Here is a 23,594-nt window from a genome sequence, read left to right on the forward strand (position 1 = left end):
CAGGAACCGAGAGACTGGATCCCCAGGCCATCACAATCTTCCTTAGCAGCACCCCTCGAGCGCACGCCATCTCCGGGCCAGGCAATTGTGATGGCCTGGAGATCCGCAGGTCTTGCTCGAAGGAGCCGTGCGTAGCACCGCGGGCTGCCTTCAGATCACCCGCGCGAACCGCACCATCCGCAGGCACCACGCGCGGGAACCGCACGCCCGCTTGGCTCGGGCGGTTCAGGCTTGGCCGCGGCGTACGGCGAGGATGTGGGCGGGCTCGCCGTTGGGGTCGAGGCGGATGTAGTTGCTCTGGCCCCAGCGCCAGGTGGCGCCGCTGATTTCGTCGTAGACGGTGAACGTGTCTTCGGGGCGCATGCCGAGGGCGGCCATGTCGAGGTGGACCATGGACTCGCGGACCGAGTGCGGGTCGGTGTTCACCACGACGATGACGGTGTCGCTGTGGCCGTCGGCCGCGGTCGAGCGCTTCGAGTAGCACATGATCGCTTCGTCGTCGACGCTGTGCAGCGCCAGGTTGCGCAGTTGCTGCAGGGACGGGTGCCGGCGGCGGATGTTGTTGAGCAGCGTCAGGTACGGCGCCAGCGAGCGCCCCTCCGCCTCGGCCGCCTCCCAGTCCCGCGGGCGGAGCTGGAACTTCTCGGTGTCCAGGTACTCCTCCGAGCCGGGCCGCAACGCGACGTGCTCGAACAGCTCGTACCCGGCGTACACACCCCAGGCCGGCGACGACGTCGACGCGATCGCGGCGCGGATCTTGAAGGCGCCCGGTCCGCCGTACTGCAGGTACGCCGTGAGGATGTCCGGCGTGTTCACGAAGAAGTTGGGCCGCAGGTAATGCGCGCTCTCGCGCGTGAGCTCGGTCAGGTACTCCTCGAGCTCCCACTTCTCGTTGCGCCAGGTGAAGTACGTGTACGACTGGTGGAACCCGACCTTCGCCAGCTCGCGCATCATCGGCCGCCGGGTGAACGCCTCGGACAGGAAGACCACGTCCGGGTCGGTCTTGCGGATCTCGCCGAGCAGGTACTCCCAGAAGTTGACCGGCTTGGTGTGCGGGTTGTCGACGCGGAACACCGTGACGCCCTTGGAGATCCACAGCCGGACGATCCGCAGCACCTCGGCGTAGATGCCTTCGGGGTCGTTGTCGAAGTTGATCGGGTAGATGTCCTGGTACTTCTTCGGCGGGTTCTCGGCGTACGCGATCGACCCGTCGGCGCGCACCGAGAACCACTTCGGGTGGTCCTTCACCCACGGGTGGTCGGGCGAGGCCTGCAGCGCCAGGTCGATCGCGACCTCGAGGCCGACCTCGCGGGCGCGGCCGACGAAGTACTCGAAGTCCTCGAAGGTGCCGAGCTCGGGGTGGATCGCGTCGTGGCCGCCGTCCTCGGAGCCGATCGCCCACGGCGAGCCCGGGTCGCCGGGCTTCGGGTCGAGGGTGTTGTTCGGTCCCTTGCGGAACGAGTGGCCGATCGGGTGGATCGGCGGCACGTAGAGGATGTCGAAGCCCATCTTCGCGACCGCTTCGAGCCGCTGCGCCGCGGTCCGGAAGGTCCCGGACTTCCACTCACCTGCTTCTTCGTCGTACGTCGCGCCCTCGGAGCGTGGGAAGAACTCGTACCAGCTGCCGTACAGCGCGCGCGTCCGGTCGACCCACACCGGGTAGGTCTCGGAGGAGGTGATCAGCTCGCGCACCGGGTACCGGCCGAGGGCCGCGCGGACCTGCGGCGAGATGCCCGCGGCCAGCCGGGCCTCCGGCGGCAACGCGCCGTTGGCGAGCGCGTGCGCCGCGTCGCTCAGCGTGCCGCGATCCGCCCGGACGGCGGGTGGTACGCCGGCGGCCGCGCGATCGAAGAAGGCGGCGCCCTCGGCGAACATCAGGTCGACGTCCAGCCCGGCCGGGATCTTGATCTCGGCGTTGTGCCGCCAGGTGCCGTACGGGTCGCTCCAGCCCTCGACCGCGAACGTCCACGCGCCCTGCTCCTGCAGCGTCACGTCGACGGTCCAGCGGTCGGTGCCCTGGCCGACCGGGGTCATCAGCATGCGTCTGGTCTGTCCCGACGGCGAGGTCAGCACGACGTTCGCGTTCACGGCGTCATGGCCTTCCCGGAAGACCGTTGCCGCGATGGTGAACGTCTCGCCGACCGCGGCCTTGGCCGGATACGCTCCGGCGTCGACAGTCGGGGTGACGTCGGTGATCGGGATGCGCCCAGTCATGGCGTAGACGAACCTTCGCTTTCCGTAACGTATTGCTTCGGATCCGGCGGGGTGGGTAACTACGTCGAGTACGACACTGCTGACGTTATCGGTTCCCAGTACCCCGCTGTGACACACCGGGCTGCAAAATCTTGCTCGCGTTGCAAGATCGATGCATCCCGAGGGTGTCTTGCGCACCGTCGCCCGGTACGGTGTCCCGGTGCGAGCGATACGACGATTCTCCGTCCGCCCTGTCCTGCCCGAGCCGCTGACCGGCCTGGGCACCCTGGTGAACAACCTCCGCTGGGCCTGGCACCCGGAGACGCAGGACGTCTTCGAGGCCGTCGACCCGCAGCTGTGGCGGAGCACCGGCGGTGACCCGGTCAAGCTGCTCGGCGAGGTCCCGGCGGCCCGGCTCGACGAGCTGGCCCATGACCACGCTTTCCTGCGCCGGCTCGAACTGGCCGTAGCCGACCTGGACAGCTATGTGACCGACGACCGGTGGTTCCAGACCGCGGGCGGTTCGCCGCTCGACGCGGTCGCGTACTTCTCCCCGGAGTTCGGCATCACGCACGTGCTGCCGCAGTACTCCGGCGGTCTGGGCATCCTCGCCGGCGACCACCTGAAGGCCGCCAGCGACCTCGGCGTGCCGCTGATCGGCGTCGGCCTGCTGTACCGGCACGGGTACTTCGCGCAGTCGCTGAACCGTGAGGGCTGGCAGCAGGAGCGCTACCCGCTGGTCGACCCGGACGGGCTGCCGATCAGCCTGCTCCGCGACGGTGACGCACCGGCGACCGTCACGCTGACCCTGCCCGGCAACCGCGAGCTCCACGCGCAGATCTGGGTCGCCCAGGTCGGCCGCGTGCCGCTGCTGATGCTCGACTCCGACATCGAGGAGAACGAGCCGTCCGAGCGCGAGGTGACCGACCGGCTGTACGGCGGTTCGACCGAGCACCGGCTGCTCCAGGAACTGCTGCTCGGCGTCGGCGGCGTCCGCGCGGTCCGCACGTACTGCCGGATCACCGGCCACCCGGCGCCCGAGGTGTTCCACACCAACGAGGGCCACGCCGGTTTCCTCGGCATCGAGCGCATCCGTGAGCTTGCCGCCGGCAAGGACCTCGACTTCGACACCGCGCTCGAGGTCAACCGCGGCGGCACCGTGTTCACCACGCACACCCCGGTGCCGGCCGGTATCGACCGGTTCCCGGTCGAGCTGATCCAGCAGCACTTCTCGCCGGACGTGTTCGGCCCGGAGGTCCCGATCGACCGGATCCTCGAGCTCGGCGCCGAGGACTTCGAGGGCGGCGACCCGGCGCTGTTCAACATGGCGATCATGGGCCTGCGGCTCGCCCAGCGCGCGAACGGCGTGTCCAAGCTGCACGGCGTCGTCAGCCGCGGCATGTTCGCCGGGCTGTGGCCGAGCTTCGACCCGATCGACGTACCGATCACCTCGATCACCAACGGCGTGCACGCGCCGACCTGGGTGGCGCGCGAGGTCCACGACCTCACCTACGCCAACTACACGACCGAGGGCGACGAGGTGTTCGAGGGTCTGGACAAGACCACCGACGCGCAGATCTGGGAGACCAAGCGGCTGCTCCGGCAGCGGTTCATCGACGACACCCGCGCGCGGGTCCGGCAGTCCTGGCTGAACCGCGGCGCCAGCGAGGCCGAGCTCGGCTGGGTCGACTCGATCCTCGACCCGGACGTGCTGACCATGGGCTTCGCGCGCCGCGTCCCGTCGTACAAGCGGCTGACGCTGATGCTGCGCGACCCCGAGCGGCTGAAGGCGCTGCTGCTGCACCCGCAGCGGCCGGTGCAGATCGTCATCGCCGGCAAGGCGCACCCGCACGACGAGGGCGGCAAGAAGCTCATCCAGGAGATGGTCCGCTTCGCCGACGACCCGGAGGTGCGGCACCGGATCGTGTTCGTGCCGGACTACGACATCAAGCTCGCCCAGCCGATGTACCCGGGCTGCGACGTCTGGCTGAACAACCCGCTGCGTCCGTACGAGGCGTGCGGCACGTCCGGGATGAAGGCCGCGCTGAACGGTGCGCTCAACCTGTCCATCCGCGACGGCTGGTGGGACGAGTGGTACGACGACGAGTTCGGCTGGGCGATCCCGTCCGCCGAAGGGATCGAGGACACCGAGCGCCGCGACGACCTCGAGGCGCACGCGCTGTACGACCTGATCGAGAAGCAGGTCGCGCCGCGGTTCTACGACGGTGACGTGCCCGGCCGCTGGATCGAGATGCTGCGGCACACGATCAAGGAGCTCGGCCCGAAGGTGCTCGCCACCCGGATGGTGCGCGACTACGTCGAGCAGCTGTACGTGCCGGCCGCCAAGTCGTCGCGGGCGCTCAACTCGACGTACGACGGTGCTCGCGAACTGGCCGCGTGGAAGCAGAAGGTCCGCGCGGCGTGGCCGCAGATCCGCGTCGACCACGTGGAGCTGCAGGGCCTCGGCGACGTACCGCAGCTCGGCACCACCGTCGGGATCCGCGCGTTCGCGGCGCTCGGCGACCTGGACCCGGCCGACATCTGCGTCGAGGTCCTGCACGGCCGCGTCGACACCAACGACGAGATCACCGACCCGGTCCGGACGTCGCTGTCGCTGGCCGAGACCTACGAAGGCAACCGGCACCGGTACGAGGGTGAGCTCAAGCTCGACCGCACCGGCCCGTTCGGCTACACGGTCCGCGTCGTCCCCAACCACGCCGGCCTCGCCAGCCCGGCGGAACTCGGCCTCGCGGCCGGCCCGTCCGACCCCGAGGACCCGTCCACCCCCGACCTCCCCGCCGGCTCGGAATTCTGAGCCTTCTGACACAAAGACACGGCCCCGCCTGCCTCACCAGGCGGGGCCGTTCGCATCCTCCCTAAGGCGTCGCCGACAGCACGCGTAGGGAGGATTGCCGATGTGCGGGCCGTCCTCACCGCAGCAGATTCCTCCTGGTCCCGGCACCAGGAGGAGAACAGATGCGCACCGAGGTCGAACCGCGGTTCCGCGACGCGCTGCGGAGCCTGCCGGCGCGGGTATGGATCGTCAGTCTCGGCATCCTGGTCAACCGCGTCGGCAACTTCCTGCCCGTGTTCATCGTGCTGTACCTGACCGGGCGCGGCTACTCCGCCGGCGCCGCGGGGTTCGTCCTGGGGGTGTCGGGGCTCGGCAACGTAGCCGGCAACGCGATCGGCGGCGCGCTCGCCGATCGCTTGGGCCGGCGCTGGACGATCGTGGTGTCCGCCGTACCGACCGCCGGGTTGACGGCGGCCGTGCCGTACCTCGAATCGTTCGCGGTGATCGTCGTCGTGGTCGGCCTGATCGGGGTGACCTCACAGATCTATCGGCCGGCCGCGGCGGCGGTGTTGCTGGACTCCGTGACGAGCACGCAGGGACGGCTGGCGGCGTTCGGGGTGTTTCGATTCGCCATGAACGTCGGTGCCGCGCTCGGCGGTGTCATCGGCGGTCTGCTCGCCAGCACGTCGTACAGGGAGCTCTTCCTCGGCAACGCCGCCGCATGTCTGCTGTTCGGTGCGGTCATGGCGGTGTTGTTGCGGGACGCTCCGCGCGCCGCGGCCGCCAAGGCGGAAGAGGCCGGCGCGGGCGGGTACCGGCACGCGCTCGCCGACCGCCGACTCACGAGGTTCCTGCTGATGACGGTGGTCGGCGAGTTCGTCTACATCCAGTCCACGGTCGGGTTGCCGCTGCATGTCGCCGAGGTGGGGCTGACCGCGCGCGACTTCGGTCTGCTGATCGGGCTGAACGGGCTGCTCGTGCTGGCGCTCGAGCTACCGCTCACCGGTCTGGTCGCGCGTCGTCGCGCCGAGTACGTACTTGCTGTTGGCAACCTCTTCATCGGGTTCGGTCTCGCGTCGACGGGCCTCGTGGCCGGGATGCCGCTGCTGGCGGTCACGGTGCTGTTGTGGACGTTTGGCGAGATGGCGACCAGCTCCGTCGCCGCGGCGTACCTCGGCAGTCTGGCCCCGCCGCGACTGGTCGGTCGCTACCAGGGTCTGTACGGCGTCGCGTACACGATCGGCTCGGGAGCCGGACCGCTTCTGGGCGGCGCTGTCTATGCGTTCCGTCCCTGGCTGCTGTGGGTCGTGGTCGCCGCGGCGGGGCTGCTGGCCGCGCAGCTGTGCCTGCCTAGCCGAGGTCGAGCCAGGCGAACGGTCCGCCCGCCGGTGAGGTGACGAAGGCGCGGCCGGTGAAGGTGAGCGCCGGGTCCGTGCGGTAGAGGTCGTTGACCTCCTTGGTGGCCGTTTCGTCGCCGTTGTCGGAGGCAAGCATCAGGTCGGCGATCCGGTCGGTGAGGTCGAGGTCGGCGCCGTCGAGGGTGTCGGACATGCCGCCCCAGTTGTCCCAGAGCAGGAGCTCGTCGCCGTTCAGGTGGGCGAGCTGGTAGTGCACGTAGGTGCGGATGAACCAGCCGCCGTGCAGCCTCAGCGGTGCGTCCGGGTTCGGGTCGGCGCCGAACAGGTCGCCGTCGAGTACGCCGTCGCGGTAGCCGCGCCAGACCTCGGCCGCGGACCGGAACGGGCCGGCCGGCATGTCCGCGACGTCGAAGGTGAACCGCGGGTCGGCCGGGTCCATCTCGGCGTCGATCATCACCCAGCGGTCGCCGTTCCAGTACTCCGCGACCACGTGGTCGTGGTCGAATCCCTCGGCGAAGTAGTTGCCGAAGCCGACCCGGCTGCGGGCCGGGATGCCCTGGTGGCGCAGCATCGACACGAACAGCAAGGTGTAGTCCCGGCAGCATCCGACGACCCGGTCGAACGGTTCGCGCGGCACCGCGAGCGCCGTACCGTTGCGCTTGTGGTCCGTGGCGAGGATCGCCGACACCCACCGGTTGTCGATCTCGGCGAGCCGGTCACCGGTGAACTCGATCCCGCCGGCGCGGTAGTGGATCAGCAGGTTCCGAACCACCGCGGCGATCCCGGGGATGTCGTCCGGCAGCGCGTCGAACAGTCCGGCATGGACGCCGGGATCACTGAAGCGCGTTTGCATCGCGTAGTCCATCAAAGGTTCCTCTCCAGAATGGGCAGTGCGATGTCGACGGCCGGTTCGTCACGGGGGAGCAGGTGGCAGTCCGGGCGGTAGATCTCCCGCGGCGGACCCGCATTGGGGGCGCCGGACGCGCGCGCCCAGTCGTGGACGAGGTCGTACGCGAGCATGATCCGCGGGTACGCGCACTCGTCCATCGTGATCGTGCAGTACGCCTCCCGGTGCGCCGGCTCGACACGGATGCCGATCCGGCCGGACGGGTCCAGGAGGCCGTCGAACGGCACGCAGATCTCGACCGTCGCCTCGGCCTCCGGTGTCACGGCGCCGTGGAAGATCACCCAGGATCCGACGGTCGCGGTGGCGCCGGCGGCTCGCAGGTACGCCGTGATCTCGTCGGTGCACGTCACGATGTTCCCGACCAGCAGCTGCTGATCGGTGTCGACCCGGATCGACGCGATCTTGGTCGCCGGCACGTCCCTGGTCAGCACCGGCCGCGGCGCGAGCCCCGACGTCCCCGACCGGGTCAGCCGGTCCCGCAGATACCCCAGCGTCGCCCGCCGGGCCGCGGTGGTCGCCTCCTCGGCGGCCCACCACCGGTCGAGCCGGATCAACGCCTCCTCGTCGGTCCCCGCGAGGACTTCGGCGATCGTGGTCAGCGGCATGTCCAGCTGCCGCAGCACGCTGATCCGCCGCGCCCGCTCGAGCTGACTCTCGTCGTACCGGCGGTAGCCGTTCGCCGGATCCACCTGCGCCGGCGTCAGCAGCCCTGACACGTCGTACAGCCGCAGGGCTTTGTGTGAAAGCCCTGCCCGCCGCCCGAACTCGCTGATCGTCAACACGCGACCATCACACCCCCTGCCCCTGGGGCAGAGTAAAGGGGAACGCCTTCACATCCGGCTCGACCCACCCGGTCCGCGCAGCAGGCGACGCCAGAGCGCGCGAACTGTAGAACCGCGTCAGCAGCCGCTTGTCGAGCAGGCCGGGGTTGCGCCGTACCAGCTCGTCGAAATCACCCGGTGCCTCGGCCATGTGGTATGCCGTCAGCTCGACCCAGGCCCGGCTCACGGTCGCGTTGTACTTCTGCGGCGCCCCCGCGTATCGCGCCGTGCGACGGATGCCGTCACTGATCAGCTCGACCGCCCCAGCAGTCCCGCAGCGCCGGACGGCGAGCCACGTCAACCGCAGATGCTCTCGATGCCCGAAGCGTGCAGCGGTCGACATCACCTCTTCCATCAGCTCGTCGAAGACGCTCATGACGCCGCCAACGCGCTCAGCACCCGCCGAGCCTGCTTGACCGCGGACTCCGGCACGCCGTCCAACGCCCGCGACTCCACCGCCGCGAACGCCGCAGAAATCCGCGCCGCGCTCCGCACCCCGCGCGGGGTCAGCGAGATCTCGACCGCCCGCCGGTCACCTGCGTGCGCGGCCCGGGCCAGCAGGCCCTTGTCCGCGAGCCGATCGAGTACACCGGTCAGGGTCGTCGGCCGAACACCCGCTGCCACCCCGATCTCGGAGACCGTCCGCGGCTTGCCGTCAGCGAGATTCGCCAGCACGTTCAACTCAGAAGCCGTCAGCTTCAGATCGGCCAGGTCCGTCGCGAGCACCTGCAACGTCACATGCGTGGCCCGCTGCAGCAACACCAGCAACAACTCATCACTTTCCACGGATCCAGATTATCCGGATCCGTAGTATCAGGCCAAGTGGTGTGCCGGCAGGGCGGCGAGGAGGGCGTCGGCGTGGCGGCGGTAGCCGAGGTTGTTGGGGTGGAAAGCGTCGGGGGCGAGCATGCCGCGCCACGGCGGGCGCGCGTACCGCGACACCTCCGCGACCGGCAGGCCGCGGGAGGTGGCCGTCCTGCTGATGTGCTGGTTGATGCCGGACACGTACGGGCTCACGGCGCCGCCGATCCGCCAGAGACGGTCCGGCACCGTCAGGTCCATCACGACGGACGAGGAGGGGAGCCGGTCGATCACCACACGCAGACGGTCGCGGAAGCGCTTCGGTGGTGTGGCCAGGATGTCGTTGTTGCCGATGCCGCAAGTGACCAGTGCTGGAGTCAGTCCGTCCAGCAATGGGAGCTGATCGTCCAGCACGTGTTGGGTCTGTGCACCGGACCGCGAGAGGTTCAGCACCCGCCACGGCGTGCCCTTGCGACGCAGGGCGTTCAGCACCTGGCCGACGTACCCGTGCAGCGGCGAGGACGCGCCAAGTCCTTGCGCGGTCGAGTCTCCGAGCACGACCCAGAGCGGCCCGTCGCCAGCCAGCGTCAGAGAGTTCTGTTGTGTCCAGTACTCGGCGTACGTCCGCGCCTGGACGTCGACGAGCGCCACCCCGTCCACCCAGCGCTGGAGCGCCAGCCGCGAACTGCTCCGCTCCGCCTCGCCCCACCGCATGATCGCGCGATGCAGCGCTCCGATCGGTGTCATCGATCCCCCCAGCACATGAACGGCAGGTGACCGACGAATGTACAGGCGGAAGGTTAACAACCCCTTCGACGGCTCAGAGCGCGCGCAGCAGCACCAGGCAGCGTGCAGCGAGCGGTACTGTCGCGCCGGCCTCCACCTCGGTCACCATGCTGTTGCTGGTGTCCAGCACGACCTCGTAGGCCGGAGCCCACGACGCGTCCGGTACGACGACGTTGCGCGTCTCCGGTGTCGCGTTCAGAGCCAGCAGGAACGAACTGTCGGTCAGCGCGTTGCCCTCGGCGTCGGTTGCTCGCAGCGCATCGCCTCGCAGGAACATGCCGATCGTCCGGAGGTTGCCGTCGAACCAGTCCGCGTCGGTCATCTCGCCGCCGTGCGGTGCGATCCACGAGAGATCCTTGCGGCCGCCCGACACCACCGGCTGACCGGAGAAGTAGTGCCACTGCCGCAGCGCGGGGTGTGCGGCGCGCAGTGCCAGCAGCTTCTTCGTCAACTCGAGGTGATCGGACCACGCGGCCGGCAGCGACCAGTCGAACCAGGACAACGAGCTGTCCTGGCAGTAGGCGTTGTTGTTGCCGTGCTGCGTACGCCCGCACTCGTCCCCGGCGGTGATCATCGGGACGCCGGTCGACAGGATCAGCGTGGACATCAGGTTGGCCATCTGCCGTTTGCGCAACGCGATCACGCCGGCGTCGTCGGTCTCGCCCTCGACACCGCAGTTCCAGGAGCGGTTGTCGTCGGTGCCGTCCCGGTTGTCCTCGTGGTTCGCCTCGTTGTGCTTGTGGTCGTAGCTGACCAGGTCCCGCAGCGTGAACCCGTCGTGCGCGGTGACGAAGTTGATCGACGCGTACGGGTAGCGGCCGTCGTCGCCGTACAGGTCGCTGGACCCGGACAGCCGGTAGGCGAGGTCCTTCACGCCGTCGGAGGTGTTGCGCCACACGTCGCGGACGCTGTCGCGGAACTTGCCGTTCCACTCCGACCACGGCGGCCCGAAGTTGCCGACCTGGTAGCCGAACGGGCCGACGTCCCACGGCTCGGCGATCAGCTTCACCCGGCCGAGCACGGGGTCGGCGGCCACCTCGGCGAGGAACGGGTGGTCCGGGATGTCGACCTCGTGCCGCTCGTTGCGCACCAGCGTGACGGCCAGGTCGAACCGGAACCCGTCGACGCCCATCTCCTCGACCCAGTAGCGCAGCGAGTCCATCACCAGCCGCCGCACTTGCGGGTGCGACGTGTCGACCGAGTTGCCCGTGCCGGTCACGTCGTACATCGCCGCGCCGTGCGCGAGCCGGTAGTACGCGCGGTTGTCGATCCCGCGGAAGCTCAGCGTCGGCCCGTCGAAGCCGCCCTCGGCGGTGTGGTTGTAGACCACGTCGAGGATGACTTCGATGCCCGCGGCATGGAACGCGGCCACCATCGCCTTGAACTCGGCCACCTGCTCGCCGCGCGAACCCGACGACGAGTACGGCGCGTGCGGCGCGAAGAAGCCGAGCGTGTTGTAGCCCCAGTAGTTCGGAAGGCCGCGCGCCGCGATCGAGGGCTCGGTCAGGAAGTGGTGGATCGGCAACAGCTCGACCGACGTCACCCCGAGCTCGGTCAGGTATCTGATCACCGACGGGTGCGCGAGCCCGGCGTACGTGCCGCGCTGGTGCTCGGGTACGTCGGGGTGCAGTTGGGTGAAGCCCTTCGTGTGCAGCTCGTAGACGACCGTCTCGCCCCAGTGCACCGGCTTGCTGATCGGCGGCGGGGGCTCCGACGGCGCGACGACCACGCCGACCGGCACGTGCCCCGCCGAGTCGGCGTCGGAGGAGTCGTAGATCACCGGGCTCGCGTAGTCCAGGGCTCCGTCGACGGCCCGCGCGTACGGGTCGAGCAGCAGCTTCGACGGGTTGAAGCGCAGGCCGTGCGACGGATCGAACGGGCCGTGCACGCGATACCCGTACCGCTGCCCGGCGCCCACGCCGGACACGAACCCGGTCCAGAACTCGCCGGTGTGGGTCAGATCCAGGTTCCGCTGGCTGCCGTCGTCGGCGATCAGCGCCAGCTCGACGCGCTCGGCCGCCGGGGCCCACAGCGTGAACGTGGTGCCATCGGTCTGGACCACTGCGCCGGGACGCGGAGCGGTGCCGGCGGACAAGCCGGCAGCATCCGGGGCGGCGGTCGCTTCTGTCACCGGGACATTCTGCACAGGTCGCTGCCAGTTCACGATAGTGAGGTGGTTGTGTTCGTGAGACGGTAGTTGCGAACGCCTGTGCGCAGTGATACGCAAGGACCGTTACTAATTTACCCACCCCAGGGGAACACATGTCGGAAGAGTTGGCCGGTCTGACCGTCGGTCTGATCGGCGCGGGCAACATCTCGCGTATCCACGCCGCGTCCTGGAAGGCTGTCGGCGCCCGGGTGCTGGTCTATTCGCTGGAGGGCGCGGAGGAACTGGCGGAGCAGTTCGGGCTGGAGGTCGTGCCGTCGCTGGACGGTGTCCTGGCCGAGGCCGAGTTCGTCGACATCGTCACGCCGTCGGCGACGCACAAGGAGATCACGCTGGCCGCGATCAAGGCCGGCAAGAACGTCATCTGCGAGAAGCCGCTGACGCTGACCGCGGCCGACTCGCACGAGGTGATCGACGCGGCCGCGGCGGCCGGTGTCCGGCTGTACCCGGCGCACGTGGTGCGGTACTTCCCGGCGTACAAGGCGGCGTACGACGCGATCCGGGCCGGCCGGATCGGTGAGGTCGCGGTGGCGCGGTTCTACCGGCAGGCGTCCTCGCCGGCCGGTGCGGGCTGGTACCGCGAAGTGGCCCGGTCCGGCGGCGTGATCATGGACCTGATGGTGCACGACCTCGACCAGGCGCGCTGGCTGTGCGGCGAGGTCGCCACCGTGTACGCCGTCCAGAACCCGCCGACGGTCGACGGAATCAGCCCCGTGAACGTCGCGGCGCACGTCACGCTGACGCACGAGTCCGGAGCGGTCAGCCACTGTCGCGCGACCTGGGGAGCGACCGGCACGACGTTCCAGACCGGCTTCTCGGTCGCCGGTTCGAGCGGCGTCCTGAAGTTCAAGTCCGACAGCGACACCGGCTACAAGGAAGAGCTGCAGAACGGCGCCAGCGCAGGCGATCTGCTGATCCCGGAGTCGTCGCTGGGGGAGAGCCCGTACCTCACGCAGCTGCGTGAGTTCGCGATCGGCCTGCGCGGCGGCGCGGAGCCGCGGGTGCTCGCGTCCGACGGCGCGACTGCGGTGTACCTGGCCGAAGCGGCCCGCGCCTCGATGGAGTCGGGCCAGCCGATCGACATGAAGACGTTCGTCTCGACGGGAGCACTGGCATGAGCTTGAAGGTCGCGATCGCGTCGTTCGCGCACGTCCACGCGGGTTCGTACGCACATCTGCTCGCGTCGCTGCCCGGCATCGACGTCCTGTCCGCCGACCCCGACGGCGCCGATGCGCCGGACCCGGGTCCGCGCGGCGCCGAGTTCGCCGCGCAGTTCGGCATCCCGTACGTCGACTCGTACGACGAACTGTTCGCCTGGGGCCCGGACGCGGTGGTGGTGACATCGGAGAACGCCGGCCACCGTGAACTGGTCGAGCGGGCCGCCGCGGTCGGTGCGCACGTGCTGTGCGAGAAGCCGCTGGCCACCGAGGTCGCCGACGGCGAGGCGATGCTCGCGGCGTGCGAGGCGGCCGGGACGATCCTGATGATCGCGTACCCGGTCCGGTTCGCGCCGTCGTACGCGCAGCTGCGGGCGAACGTCGAGGCGGGCCGCCTCGGTGACGTGTTCGCCGTACTGGGGACCAACAACGGGAAGATCCCGTACGCCGCCCGGCAGTGGTTCACCGACGCGAAGCTGGCCGGCGGGGGAGCGCTCGTCGACCACACCGTGCACTGCGCGGACCTGATCGACGGCCTGACCGGCGGCGCGTCCGCGACCCGCGTGTACGCCGCCGCGAACCGGATCCTGCACCAGGACAAGGGTGTGGAGGTCGAGACCGGCGGGCTGGTGACGATCAACTACGACAACGGGCTGCTGGCAACCATCGACTGCTCGTGGAGCGTTCCGGACAACGGCCCGACCTGGGGCGGCGTGACGCTGCAGGTGACCGGTACGAACGGATCCGTCGAGATCGAGCCGTTCGCGACGCACGTCGGCGGCACGGACGCCGGCGGCGAGGTCTTCCTCGGCATCGGCGGCAACCTGGACGCGTCGCTGCTCGACACGTTCCTGGACGCCGTCCGCACCTCAGGCCCGGCACAACCCGGCCGGCCGCCCGCCGTCGTCCCGCAGCCGGACGGCGCCGTCGGCCTCCGCACCCTGAAAATCGTCGACGCCGCCCGCCGCTCCGCGGCGTCCGGCCAGGCGGTGGACGTGTAACACTCACCAACCTGCCCGGACGGCCGTCGCCCACGCTCAGGCGCGGCCGTCCGGACTGGTTGCACGGGGTTTGATGAGTGCTGGGCGTCCGCATCCGGTACCGTTCCCGGGGATGTGACCCGTGGGTAGGCGCACAGGCAAAGGAGCGGATGCATGGGCGAGTTCGTCAATCTGACCGTGAGTGACGGGGTCGGGACGATCCGGCTGGACCGGCCGAAGATGAACGCGCTGAACGTCCAGGTCCAGGAGGAGATCCGGGCCGCCGCTGTCGAGGCGGCTGCGAACGACGAGGTCCGGGCGGTCGTGATCTACGGCGGCGAGCGGGTCTTCGCGGCCGGCGCGGACATCAAGGAGATGGCCGACATGTCGTACGCCGACATGGCCAAGCGCTCCGGTCCGCTGCAGTCCTCGCTGTCCGCGGTCGCCGCGATCCCGAAGCCCACCGTTGCCGCGATCACCGGCTACGCGCTCGGCGGCGGCTGCGAGCTCGCGCTCTGCGCCGACTACCGGATCGCCGCCGAGGACGCCAAGCTCGGCCAGCCGGAGATCCTGCTCGGCATCATCCCGGGCGCCGGCGGCACCCAGCGGCTGTCCCGCCTGGTCGGCCCGTCGAAGGCCAAGGACCTGATCTACACCGGCCGGTTCGTCGACGCCGAGGAGTCGCTGCGGATCGGTCTCGTCGACAAGGTCGTGCCGGCCGCGTCGGTGTACGACGAGGCCGTCGCCTGGGCGTCGCAGTTCTCCCGCGGCGCGGCGATGGCGCTGCGCGCGGCGAAGGAGGCGATCGACTCCGGTCTGGGCGTCGACCTGGCCACCGGCCTGGAGATCGAGCGCACCCAGTTCGCCGCGCTGTTCGCCACCGAGGACCGCACGATCGGGATGAAGTCCTTCGTCGAGAACGGCCCGGGCAAGGCCGAGTTCAAGGGAAAGTAGATGTCTGCAACCGAGAAGCCGGCCGCCACCGCCGAAGAGGTCGAGGCGGCCTGGAACGACAACAAGCTCGCCCAGGTGCTGTACCACGACTGGGAGGCGTCGACGTACGACGAGAAGTGGTCGATCTCGTACGACGAACGCTGCGTCGACTACGCCCGGGACCGCTTCGTGGCGATCGCCGGGTCGCGCGGCTGGCCGTACGGCAAGACGCTCGAGATCGGCGCCGGCACCGGCTTCTTCACGCTGAACCTCAAGCTGGCCGGCGTCCTCGACGAGGCGCACGTGACCGACCTGTCGCCGGGCATGGTCGAGGCCGCGAAGAAGAACGCCAAGACGCTGGGCTTCGCGGTCGAGGGCAAGGTCGCCGACGCCGAGAAGCTGCCGTACGACGACGACACGTTCGACCTGGTCATCGGGCACGCGGTCATCCACCACATCCCGGACGTCGAGCTGGCGTTCCGCGAGATGCTGCGGGTGCTGAAGCCGGGCGGCCGGTTCGTGATCTGCGGTGAGCCGACCCGGTACGGCGACTTCGTGGCCCGGCGGCTGTCCCGGTTCACCTGGTGGGCGACCACCAACGTGACCAAGCTGCCCGCGCTGGCGCACTGGCGGCGGCCGCAGGAGGAGCTCGACGAGTCGTCCCGGGCGGCCGCGCTGGAAGCGGTCGTGGACCTGCACACGTTCGACCCCGACACGCTGGCGCGGACCGCGACGCGGGCAGGTGCGGCCGAGGTGCGGACCGTGACCGAGGAGTTGCTGGCGGCCTGGGTGGGCTGGCCGATCCGGACGTTCGAGGCCGCCGTACCGGAGCAGAAGCTCGGATTCGGCTGGCGGATGTTCGCCTACAAGTCGTGGCTGCAGCTGTCGAAGGTCGACAAGGTGCTGTCGGCCGTCGTGCCGGACGAGCTGTACTACAACGTCTCCATCACCGGAGTGGCTAGCAAGCAGTAGGGTGTTGCGATGCGGTTGCTGTCCGTGGCGAATCTGCGCTGGGTGGTGCGCCATCGGGCGTGGACGCCGTACTACCTGAAGCGCTACTGGCGGTTCGCCTGGTTCAAGCTGCGCCACCCGCAGGTGATCACCGAGGGTTTCGTGTTCCTCGGCAAGCATCTGGAGATCGTGGCGCGGCCGGGGCACGGCCGGATCGTGCTGGGCAAGTGGGTGCACCTCGGCGACGAGACCCGGCTGCGCGCCCACGAGGGGACGCTGCGGATCGGCGACAAGGTCGTGTTCGCCCGCGACGTGACGGTGAACTGCTACCTGGACGTGGAGATCGGCGCGTCGACGCTGATCGCGGACTGGACCTACATCTGCGACTTCGACCACAAGACCGAGGACCTAAACCTGCCGATCAAGGATCAGGGCCTGGTGAAGTCGCCGGTCCGGATCGGCCCGGACTGCTGGCTGGCCACCAAGGTCACGGTCACCCGCGGTACCGACATCGGCCGCGGCGTGGTGATCGGCGCGAACAGCGTTGCCCGTGGCAACATTCCGGCGTACGCCGTGGCGGCCGGCGTACCGGCCAAGGTGCTCGGCGACCGCACCGAGCGGTACGCCGCCAATGTCGAGCGCCGCAAGTACCTGGCCGGCCTCGCCGACGCGAACGACCGGACCGCCGCGCTGCTGCGAGCCGGTGTGACGCCCAGTGAACGGCCCAGCGAAGGACCCAGTGAGAAACCGTCCGTGGAGACACCTCCCGCGCCGCCCCGAAGCGTGGCGCCGGAGGATGCGGGTGGTGATGAGGTAGAAGCAGATGGTGAAAAAGAGAGCGTGAGGGGTTCTCAAGTTACTCACCAGTCGGGCACTATGGCCCCCACATCCGGTCGGACGCCCACGAGCGGATGAGCATCGGCATCGGCATCGGAGAGGAGAAGTAGCGTGGCCGACCGGACCGCCGAGCCGACTGACCGGTCGCCGCTCGACCAGGCCGCGGCCGACACCTCGATCACGCAGGCGCGGACCCGCGCGGTCGATCCGGTCCCGATCGTGGCCGGGCCAGGAGCCCCCGGCGGCGCTACGTTGGAACCAGTGCTTGAAACGAACGAGTCAGACATGGGCGTGAACACCAGCGTGAACCCGGAAGCACAGGCAGTGGATGGCACCGACCGTACGGATCGTACGAACGGCGTCGACGGCAGTACGGCGGTGGCGCCGGTGGCGGGTGCCCGCCGCAGGCTGTCGCCGCGCCCGGTCCCGGTCAGCCGGCGCCGGAGACCGCCGGCCGCTGCGGTGAGCACGGACGAGGAACGGACCCCGGCTGAGGAGATGGACGACGTGGGTACGCAGGACGAGAAGGCGACGGCTGCCGAAGCCGGCAAGGCCGGTACGGCGCCGGACACCGGCGCGGCGGCGACCGGTACCGGTTCGGGTGCGTCGACCGCGACGAAGACCGCCCGGCCGAAGACGGCCGCGGAGATCGTGGCCGAGCAGCGGGCCCGGGAGAAGGCCGCCGAGGGGGCGACACCGGATGCGGCCGGCTCGGAGGAGGCCGCAACCGGTGCGCCGGAAGACGCAGCCAAGGACGCCGGGGACAAGAAACCTGCTCCTGCGGCGACCTCTGGTACGGCGACAGGTGCGACCGGGAAGCCGGTGACACCACCATCCGGTGCCTCGGGCAACAAACCGCCGGCGGCCAAGGGCGGCTCGTCGGGATCCGGGTCCGGCAAGGGCAAGCAGGCGCTGACCTCGGTCGGCTCCGGCGTCCGGAAGCTGCGCAACCTGATCGCGTCGCTGATCTGGCTGGCCGCGGTGCTCGCGGCCGCGGTCCTGGCGCTCGGTGCGCTGTTCACCGCGCTCGACCAGACCAACCAGAGCAACGAGATCGTGCGCTGGATCCTGGAGCGCGGTCACGACCTGGTCGGCCCGTTCAAGGACCTATTCCGGCTGGAGACCGCGAAGAACACCCTGCTGGTGAACTGGGGGATCGCGGCGCTGGTCTACCTGGTCGCCGGCAAGATCCTCGAGCGGATCGTCCGGCCTTAACCCTTCGGCCGCGCAACCAGCAGCAGATCGAGAGATCCGTCCAGATCTCCTGGGCGGATCTCGAAGTCGCCGTACGTCGTACTCCGCACGAGCGCGGCCAGTTGGTCGTCCCACTGGTCGTGCCCGGCGGCGAGCTGCGCGTCGACACAGGAGCCGTGCTGCGCCTCCCAGGACGTCAGCCGTTCGCCGTGGTGCAGTCCGAGCGCTTGCGTGATCACGAAGTGCGGCTCGAGCAGCTCGGCGAACTCGGCGGCGGTGAGCTCGCGCGTGTGGTACCAGTTGCCGGTCGGGAAGGTCAGCCGATTCGGCGTACTCAGGACGAGCATCCCGTCCGGCGCCAGGATGCGCGCGCACTCCGCAACGAACCGCGGCTGCTCCCAGAGGTGCTCGATCGTCTGCAACGACGTGACGGTCCCGAAAACGCTGTCGGCGAAGGGCGTCTGGACGAGATTGCCGCGCGCGACATTGACCTGTGGATAAACCCGGCGGACGTGCCGCAACGTCGTATCTTCATAGTCGAGACCGGTCACGGCGCTCGCGCCGGCGAGGCGGAGCAACTCCGCGCCGTAGCCCTCGCCGCAGCCGGCGTCGAGGAACCGTCCGGTCCCGATCGGCAGTTCGGCCGTGATCCAGCGGTAGGCGGCGTCGTGGCGCGCGAACCAATAGTTCTCGTGCCAGATCCCGGGCGCGGTCCTCTCGCCGGTCAACGGTAACGTCTCGTTGACTGCTCCCCGAACTGACGGGCGTGGATTCCGACCATCAGTAGCGATCATGGGATTCATGGCTCACGCTGCCTTTCCAGCCGGCGACTGAAGGGGTCTTCCGCGATCGGCACCATCCGGGTCGCGAATGACTTGCTTCTGAGGGATCGACGCGCCCGCCCGCCGCCACATGGTGCACTTCTTGTCCAGTGCCGCAGGACCGATCTTCGTGCCGCTTCTGTACGCCGCCGTCGCCTCGGCGACGCATTGGTTCCATACCCTGCGGCAACGGTCCCACTCGGACAGCAGCAACCGTTCGGCACCCGAGCCGATGCGCAGACGGTACGTGTACCGCGCTGAACTTGTGGCTGTGTCCATGACTCCAGATCTTGCACCACGCCTACAACAATCTGATGGCGCACTCGCTCGAGGCGGGTCGGCCTTCAGAACGCTCGCATTCTTCGCCGCCCTCATGGATGAGGCCTACGCAGTGAGTCACGGATCACCTTGGGTCAGACTAAGGTGCCTGTACGGTGCCGGTGTATCAGCCCGGTGCTGCGCGGGACTGTGATGGGACTCGCATGCAGCTTATGTTTCTCGCGGGTAACATCCGTGGCAGGCTTGGCAGAGACCGTTAACCAGAAGGGGTCCCACACGCTATGAAGATCGTCGTCTGCGCGAAGTTCGTGCCGGATGCCACCGCGGACCGCCGCTTCCGCTCGGAGGACAACACGGTGGACCGGGCCGGTGTCGACGGGCTGCTGTCCGAGCTGGACGAGTATGCCGTCGAGACCGCACTCACTGTCAAGGAGGCCGGCGACGCCGAGGTGACCGTTCTCACGGTCGGCCCGGAGCAGGCCGCGGACGCGGTGAAGAAGGGTCTGCAGATGGGCGCGGACGCGGGCGTCCACGTGCTCGACGACGCGATCCACGGGTCGGACGCGGTCGCCACGTCGCTGATCCTGTCCAAGGCGCTGGCCAAGCTGGAGGCCGACCTGGTCGTGTTCGGCATGGGGTCGACCGACGGCGGCATGGGCGTCGTCCCGGCGATGGTGTCGGAGCGGCTCGGGCTGCCGGCGGTGACGCTGGGCTCGGAGGTGACCGTCGACGGGCAGACCGTCCGGATCCGCCGCGACGGTGACACCGCGAGCGAGACCGTCGAGGGCACGCTGCCGCTGGTGCTGAGCGTTTCCGACCAGGCCAACGAGCCGCGGTACCCGTCGTTCAAGGGGATCATGGCGGCGAAGAAGAAGCCGGTCGAGACCTGGTCGCTGGCCGACCTCGAGCTGACGCCCGAGCAGGTGGGCGGTTCGAGCGCGTGGACCGAGGTGGTCGAGGTGACCGCCCGTCCGGCGCGCACCGCCGGCACGATCGTCACCGACGAGGACGGCAGCGGCGCTGCCGGGCTGGTCGAGTTCCTGTCCACGAACAAGTTCCTCTGAGGAGCGGCTGAGTAATGTCGAACGTTCTGGTTCTCGTTGACCACACCGCGGGCACGGTCCGCAAGACGACCGCCGAGCTCCTCACGATCGCCCGCCGCCTCGGCGAGCCGGTCGCCGTGTTCATCGGCGAGGGTGTCTCCGACGCGCTGCCGGCCCTGGGGCAGTTCGGTGCGACCAAGGTGTTCGCGCTGAGCAACCCGGAGCTGTCGCAGTTCCTGGTGGCGCCGAAGGCCGAGGCGCTGCAGCAGATCGCGGCCAAGATCGAGCCGTCGGCGATCCTGATCTCGTCGAGCGCCGAGGGTAAGGAGATCGCGGCCCGGCTCGCGGTCAAGCTCGACTCGGGCCTGATCACCGACGCGGTCGACGTCCAGTCCGGTGAAGGCGGTCCGGTGACGACGCAGTCCGTGTTCGCGGGCAACTTCACCGTCCAGGCGAAGGTGACACACGGCACGCCGATCATCACCGTCAAGCCGAACGCCGCGACCCCGGAGGCGGCCGAGTCGTCGCCGGAGGTGGAGGAGTTCGACGTGACGATCTCCGACGCCGCGAAGACGGCGCGGATCACCGACTCCAAGCCGCGCGAGGCGACGGGTCGTCCGGAGCTGACCGAGGCCGCGATCATCGTGTCCGGCGGTCGTGGCACCGGTGGTGACTTCGGCCCGGTCGAGTCGTTCGCCGACTCGCTCGGCGCCGCGGTCGGTGCGTCCCGCGCGGCCGTCGACTCGGGGTGGTACCCGCACGCCTACCAGGTCGGGCAGACCGGCAAGACCGTGTCGCCGCAGCTGTATGTCGCGGCCGGCATCTCGGGTGCGATCCAGCACCGCGCCGGTATGCAGACCTCGAAGACGATCGTCGCGGTCAACAAGGACCCCGAGGCCCCGATCTTCGAGCTGGTCGACTACGGCGTCGTCGGCGACCTCCACAAGGTCCTCCCGGCCGCCACCGAGGAAGTCACCAAGCGCAAATCCTGACCCGCGGGTCCACCAGCTCGCTGACAGCCCGGCTCGTTTCCCCTCCCGAGCCGGGCTCGTGCGTGTGCGCCTGCGCCCACTGATGTCAGGGGTTGACCCCTCAGGTGGCGGGTTGACCCCTCGCATTCCCGGGGGGTAACCCGCAAGCTCAGGGGTCAACCCCTCGAACGGCCGGCGCAGCTCGACCGGCGGACCGGACTAAACAGGAGCCGATCCGTTCCTTGGACAGGCACTAGCATGCGGGGATGTCGGGTTGGGGCGATGGAGCGAGAACTGAGTATCCGGCTGGGCTGGAGGCCGAAGAGCTGGCGTTCCAGCGGCTGTACGGGCCGTGGAAGGTGTCGACGCCGGCCGATGCGCGCCGACTGCTCGACGGGTACGACGGGATGTGGTGGATCGCGGGCGGCTGGGCGATCGAGGCGTTCACCGGCGTACGGCAGGAGCACGAGGACGTCGACGTCTCGCTCTGGCGGCGGGACATCGAGAAGCTGCGGCTGCGGCTGAAGGGCTCGTACGATCTCTGGGCGAACGCTGGCGGCCGGCTCCAGCCGCTGACCGACGACCGGCCCGGGCAGCCCGACGACGCCGACCAGATCTGGTTGCGGCGGCACGCGTTGGCGCCGTGGGAGTTCGACGTCGTGGTGAACCCGGACCGGGACGGCCGCTGGGTGTTCCGGCGGGATCCGGGCCTGGACTTCGCGCTCGACGAGATCACCTGGGTGGCGGCCGACGGGATCCGCTACCTCAACCCCGAGATCGCCCTTGCGTACAAGGCGAAGCAGGCTCGCCCGAAGGACGAGGCCGACCTGGCGTCAGCTCTCCCGGCGCTCAGCAGCGACCAGCGCCGCTGGCTGGCCGACATGATCGAGCACCTGCACCCCGGCCACCCGTGGTGCGAGCGCATCCGCTGACCAGAACCGCTAGGTGGTCAGCTCCCGGCGAACAGCGGCCAGATCCTCGGCGACCGCGGCCTTCCGCGCGTCGGTGTTCCCGAGGTAGTCGGCGAGCGCGGTCGCTGCCGTGGTGCACCGCTCGTTGAGGTTGTCGACCTCGCCCGCGGCGCGGGCCTTGTCGTTGGCGACGGCCCGGCGCAGCGACAGGTAGCTGTTGAGACCGAACGCCATCACCACCAGACCGACGACGATCCAGAACCAGTGCAGCAGCAGTCCGAGCCCGATCGCCACCACGGCGCCGCCGGCGAGCAGACCGATCGGAACCGCGCGCTGCCCGGTGGTCACGACACCGCCGGCCGCGGTGAGCGTGGAGGTCGCCTTGCCCAGTTCGAGCGGGTCGGGACCGTCGGCGCGAATCGTGATCGTGTGGCCGCCGCTCTCGACCGACACCTGCGTCGGACCGGGGAGTTCGGCGGTCTGCGCCAAGGACTCGATCCCGGGCAGCGCCAGTGGCCCGACGACGCGCAGCGCGGCCGCCGACAGGTGCGGGTCGGCGGACAGCCCGAGGTCCTCGGTGAGCAACGTGTCGACCGTGCCGGCCGGATCCTCCAGCGCCATCGCCGCCGACTCGGGCGAGCCGGTGACCCGTGCCCGCAGTACGGCGATCCGGGCCAGCGTCTCGCGCTCGGGATCGCTGCCTTCGGAGATCAGCAGGCGCAGCATCGCCGCCGGGCTGTCCTTGTCGGGCTGGTCGTCCGCGTCGGCGTCGCGCCGGGACTTGCCGTCGCGGCGGGACGCCGCCGCGTCGTCGGGGGTGCGGTCGGTCTTGCGCTCCTCGGGATAGCTCAGCTCCGGGTCGGGCTCACGGGCCGCGGTGTTGCCGACGATCGTCTCGACGGCGTTCCGGATCCGGCTCAACCGGTCCCCGGCCTCGTCCTGCCGTTCGGTCGCCTTCAGCCGCGGGCCGCGCGGGCGGGACGAGCTGCCGCGCAGCTCGAGCCGGGACAGCCAGGCGCCGTCGGGCGACGCGGCGGATTGTAGACGCTTCACGACGAGCTCCAGCCCGTCCGGTCCGAAGCCGCCGCGCGCGGCTGTCGTCCACAGCACCCGCTGCACCCGGGTCAGGCTCCCGTCGGCAGCCGGCGCGCCGAACGCGACGTCCAGCCATTCGGTGCGCACCTGGTGCCGCTGCCCGAGGACCGCCAACGCCAGCGACAGGTAGATCGACGTACGGCGCTGGTCGAGCTCCATCGCCGTACCGACGGCCTGCTCGGCGGGCTTCCCGGCGTGCAGGCCGATCAGGGCTTCGGTGGCGGGGCCCAACCAGTACCGGGGGACGGGCTTGCCGGTCTCCGGGAGCTCGGTGCTGGACGCCATCGCGGACAGGACCCGGGTGGCGTAGCGGCGGAGCTCGGCGGCGTCGACGAAGCCGGCCGTCTCGTGGCGGAGGTCGGACAGCTCGACGAAGGCGTCGAAGGCCCGCGTCAAGCTGTCCACCCGGTTCTGCAGGCCGCCCTGGATCCGGGACAACTGGGAACGCAGGCTCGAGGTCTCCTGCCGCGCGTACGACATCTCGCTCTCCAGGTTGGAGAGCTGCTCGTTCTGCCTGCGCTCGGTCCACCAGTCGGACATGCTCCGCCTTCCGCTCCATCGGATGTTGCTCTCCGGAAGGATGGCGGGTGCCCGG

20 protein-coding genes are annotated in these 23,594 nt (G+C 69.7%); 11 read left to right on the forward strand and 9 right to left on the reverse strand.

The annotated features are described in order from the left end of the window. Positions 1–225: 225 nt before the first annotated feature. Entirely contained in the window at positions 226–2,214 is a 1,989-nt protein-coding gene (locus ABZX12_RS31510) for an alpha-1,4-glucan--maltose-1-phosphate maltosyltransferase (protein WP_355699089.1), read from the reverse strand. A 199-nt stretch (positions 2,215–2,413) separates the two neighbouring features. On the opposite strand from ABZX12_RS31510, the gene glgP reads away from it, so the two are divergent. Both glgP and ABZX12_RS31520 read left to right on the forward strand, forming a co-directional pair. After that, positions 2,414–5,008: an alpha-glucan family phosphorylase gene (gene glgP / locus ABZX12_RS31515; RefSeq protein WP_355699090.1), complete on the forward strand. Its 2,595-nt coding sequence runs from the start codon at positions 2,414–2,416 to the stop codon at positions 5,006–5,008. 161 nt (positions 5,009–5,169) lie between these two features. Further along, the gene (locus ABZX12_RS31520) at positions 5,170–6,384 is read left to right on the forward strand and encodes an MFS transporter (RefSeq protein WP_355699091.1); all 1,215 of its coding nucleotides are present in this window, start codon (positions 5,170–5,172) and stop codon (positions 6,382–6,384) included. On the opposite strand, the gene ABZX12_RS31525 is transcribed toward ABZX12_RS31520, so the two are convergent. From ABZX12_RS31525 to glgX, 6 genes are all read right to left on the reverse strand, one after another. Then, positions 6,338–7,210: a transglutaminase-like domain-containing protein gene (locus ABZX12_RS31525; protein ID WP_355699092.1), complete on the reverse strand. Its 873-nt coding sequence runs from the start codon at positions 7,208–7,210 to the stop codon at positions 6,338–6,340. The two genes, ABZX12_RS31520 and ABZX12_RS31525, sit on opposite strands and share 47 nt — an antisense overlap. Next, entirely contained in the window at positions 7,210–8,034 is an 825-nt protein-coding gene (locus tag ABZX12_RS31530; RefSeq protein ID WP_355699093.1) for a MerR family transcriptional regulator, read from the reverse strand. Before ABZX12_RS31530 ends, ABZX12_RS31525 begins: the two co-directional genes overlap by 1 nt. A gap of 7 nt (positions 8,035–8,041) precedes the next feature. Further along, a complete protein-coding gene (locus tag ABZX12_RS31535; protein WP_355699094.1) occupies positions 8,042–8,449 on the reverse strand; it encodes a hypothetical protein in 408 nt (135 codons plus the stop codon). Continuing rightward, positions 8,446–8,859 carry a MarR family transcriptional regulator gene (locus ABZX12_RS31540; RefSeq protein WP_355699095.1) on the reverse strand — a complete coding sequence of 138 codons (414 nt, stop codon included), beginning with the start codon at positions 8,857–8,859 and terminating at the stop codon, positions 8,446–8,448. Before ABZX12_RS31540 ends, ABZX12_RS31535 begins: the two co-directional genes overlap by 4 nt. 27 nt (positions 8,860–8,886) lie before the next feature. Further along, positions 8,887–9,621 carry an SGNH/GDSL hydrolase family protein gene (locus ABZX12_RS31545; protein ID WP_355699096.1) on the reverse strand — a complete coding sequence of 245 codons (735 nt, stop codon included), beginning with the start codon at positions 9,619–9,621 and terminating at the stop codon, positions 8,887–8,889. Positions 9,622–9,694: 73 nt separating this feature from the next. After that, on the reverse strand, positions 9,695–11,791 hold the full coding sequence (gene glgX, locus ABZX12_RS31550; RefSeq protein WP_355699097.1) for a glycogen debranching protein GlgX: 2,097 nt from the start codon (positions 11,789–11,791) through the stop codon (positions 9,695–9,697). Between the two features lie 131 nt (positions 11,792–11,922). Between glgX and ABZX12_RS31555 the strand changes: the two genes are divergently transcribed. The 6 genes from ABZX12_RS31555 to ABZX12_RS31580 all read left to right on the forward strand — a co-directional run bounded on the left by ABZX12_RS31555 (position 11,923) and on the right by ABZX12_RS31580 (position 17,900). Beyond that, positions 11,923–12,945: a Gfo/Idh/MocA family oxidoreductase gene (locus ABZX12_RS31555; RefSeq protein WP_355699098.1), complete on the forward strand. Its 1,023-nt coding sequence runs from the start codon at positions 11,923–11,925 to the stop codon at positions 12,943–12,945. Then, a complete protein-coding gene (locus tag ABZX12_RS31560) occupies positions 12,942–13,985 on the forward strand; it encodes a Gfo/Idh/MocA family oxidoreductase (protein WP_355699099.1) in 1,044 nt (347 codons plus the stop codon). Before ABZX12_RS31555 ends, ABZX12_RS31560 begins: the two co-directional genes overlap by 4 nt. 153 nt (positions 13,986–14,138) lie before the next feature. Beyond that, positions 14,139–14,918, forward strand: coding sequence for an enoyl-CoA hydratase-related protein (locus tag ABZX12_RS31565; RefSeq protein ID WP_355699100.1), 780 nt, complete (start codon positions 14,139–14,141; stop codon positions 14,916–14,918). Further along, positions 14,919–15,869, forward strand: a complete 951-nt coding sequence (locus tag ABZX12_RS31570) for a class I SAM-dependent methyltransferase (RefSeq protein ID WP_355699101.1) — start codon at positions 14,919–14,921, stop codon at positions 15,867–15,869. 9 nt (positions 15,870–15,878) lie between these two features. Then, positions 15,879–16,763, forward strand: a complete 885-nt coding sequence (locus tag ABZX12_RS31575; RefSeq protein WP_355699102.1) for an acyltransferase — start codon at positions 15,879–15,881, stop codon at positions 16,761–16,763. 33 nt (positions 16,764–16,796) lie between these two features. Next, on the forward strand, positions 16,797–17,900 hold the full coding sequence (locus tag ABZX12_RS31580; protein WP_355699103.1) for a hypothetical protein: 1,104 nt from the start codon (positions 16,797–16,799) through the stop codon (positions 17,898–17,900). Here ABZX12_RS31580 and ABZX12_RS31585 read toward each other — a convergent pair. Further along, entirely contained in the window at positions 17,897–18,607 is a 711-nt protein-coding gene (locus tag ABZX12_RS31585; protein ID WP_355699104.1) for a class I SAM-dependent methyltransferase, read from the reverse strand. The two genes, ABZX12_RS31580 and ABZX12_RS31585, sit on opposite strands and share 4 nt — an antisense overlap. Positions 18,608–19,260: 653 nt before the next feature. Between ABZX12_RS31585 and ABZX12_RS31590 the strand changes: the two genes are divergently transcribed. The 3 genes from ABZX12_RS31590 (at position 19,261) to ABZX12_RS31600 (ending at position 21,925) form a co-directional block, all read left to right on the forward strand. Then, positions 19,261–20,043: an electron transfer flavoprotein subunit beta/FixA family protein gene (locus tag ABZX12_RS31590; protein ID WP_355699105.1), complete on the forward strand. Its 783-nt coding sequence runs from the start codon at positions 19,261–19,263 to the stop codon at positions 20,041–20,043. Positions 20,044–20,057: 14 nt separating this feature from the next. After that, positions 20,058–21,014 carry an electron transfer flavoprotein subunit alpha/FixB family protein gene (locus ABZX12_RS31595; RefSeq protein WP_355699106.1) on the forward strand — a complete coding sequence of 319 codons (957 nt, stop codon included), beginning with the start codon at positions 20,058–20,060 and terminating at the stop codon, positions 21,012–21,014. A gap of 245 nt (positions 21,015–21,259) precedes the next feature. Further along, on the forward strand, positions 21,260–21,925 hold the full coding sequence (locus ABZX12_RS31600; RefSeq protein ID WP_355699107.1) for a hypothetical protein: 666 nt from the start codon (positions 21,260–21,262) through the stop codon (positions 21,923–21,925). A gap of 9 nt (positions 21,926–21,934) precedes the next feature. On the opposite strand, the gene ABZX12_RS31605 is transcribed toward ABZX12_RS31600, so the two are convergent. Beyond that, the gene (locus ABZX12_RS31605; RefSeq protein WP_355699108.1) at positions 21,935–23,539 is read right to left on the reverse strand and encodes a hypothetical protein; all 1,605 of its coding nucleotides are present in this window, start codon (positions 23,537–23,539) and stop codon (positions 21,935–21,937) included. Positions 23,540–23,594 lie beyond the last annotated feature (55 nt).

This window comes from Kribbella sp. NPDC003505 (assembly GCF_040610875.1).
GTDB lineage: Bacteria > Actinomycetota > Actinomycetes > Propionibacteriales > Kribbellaceae > Kribbella.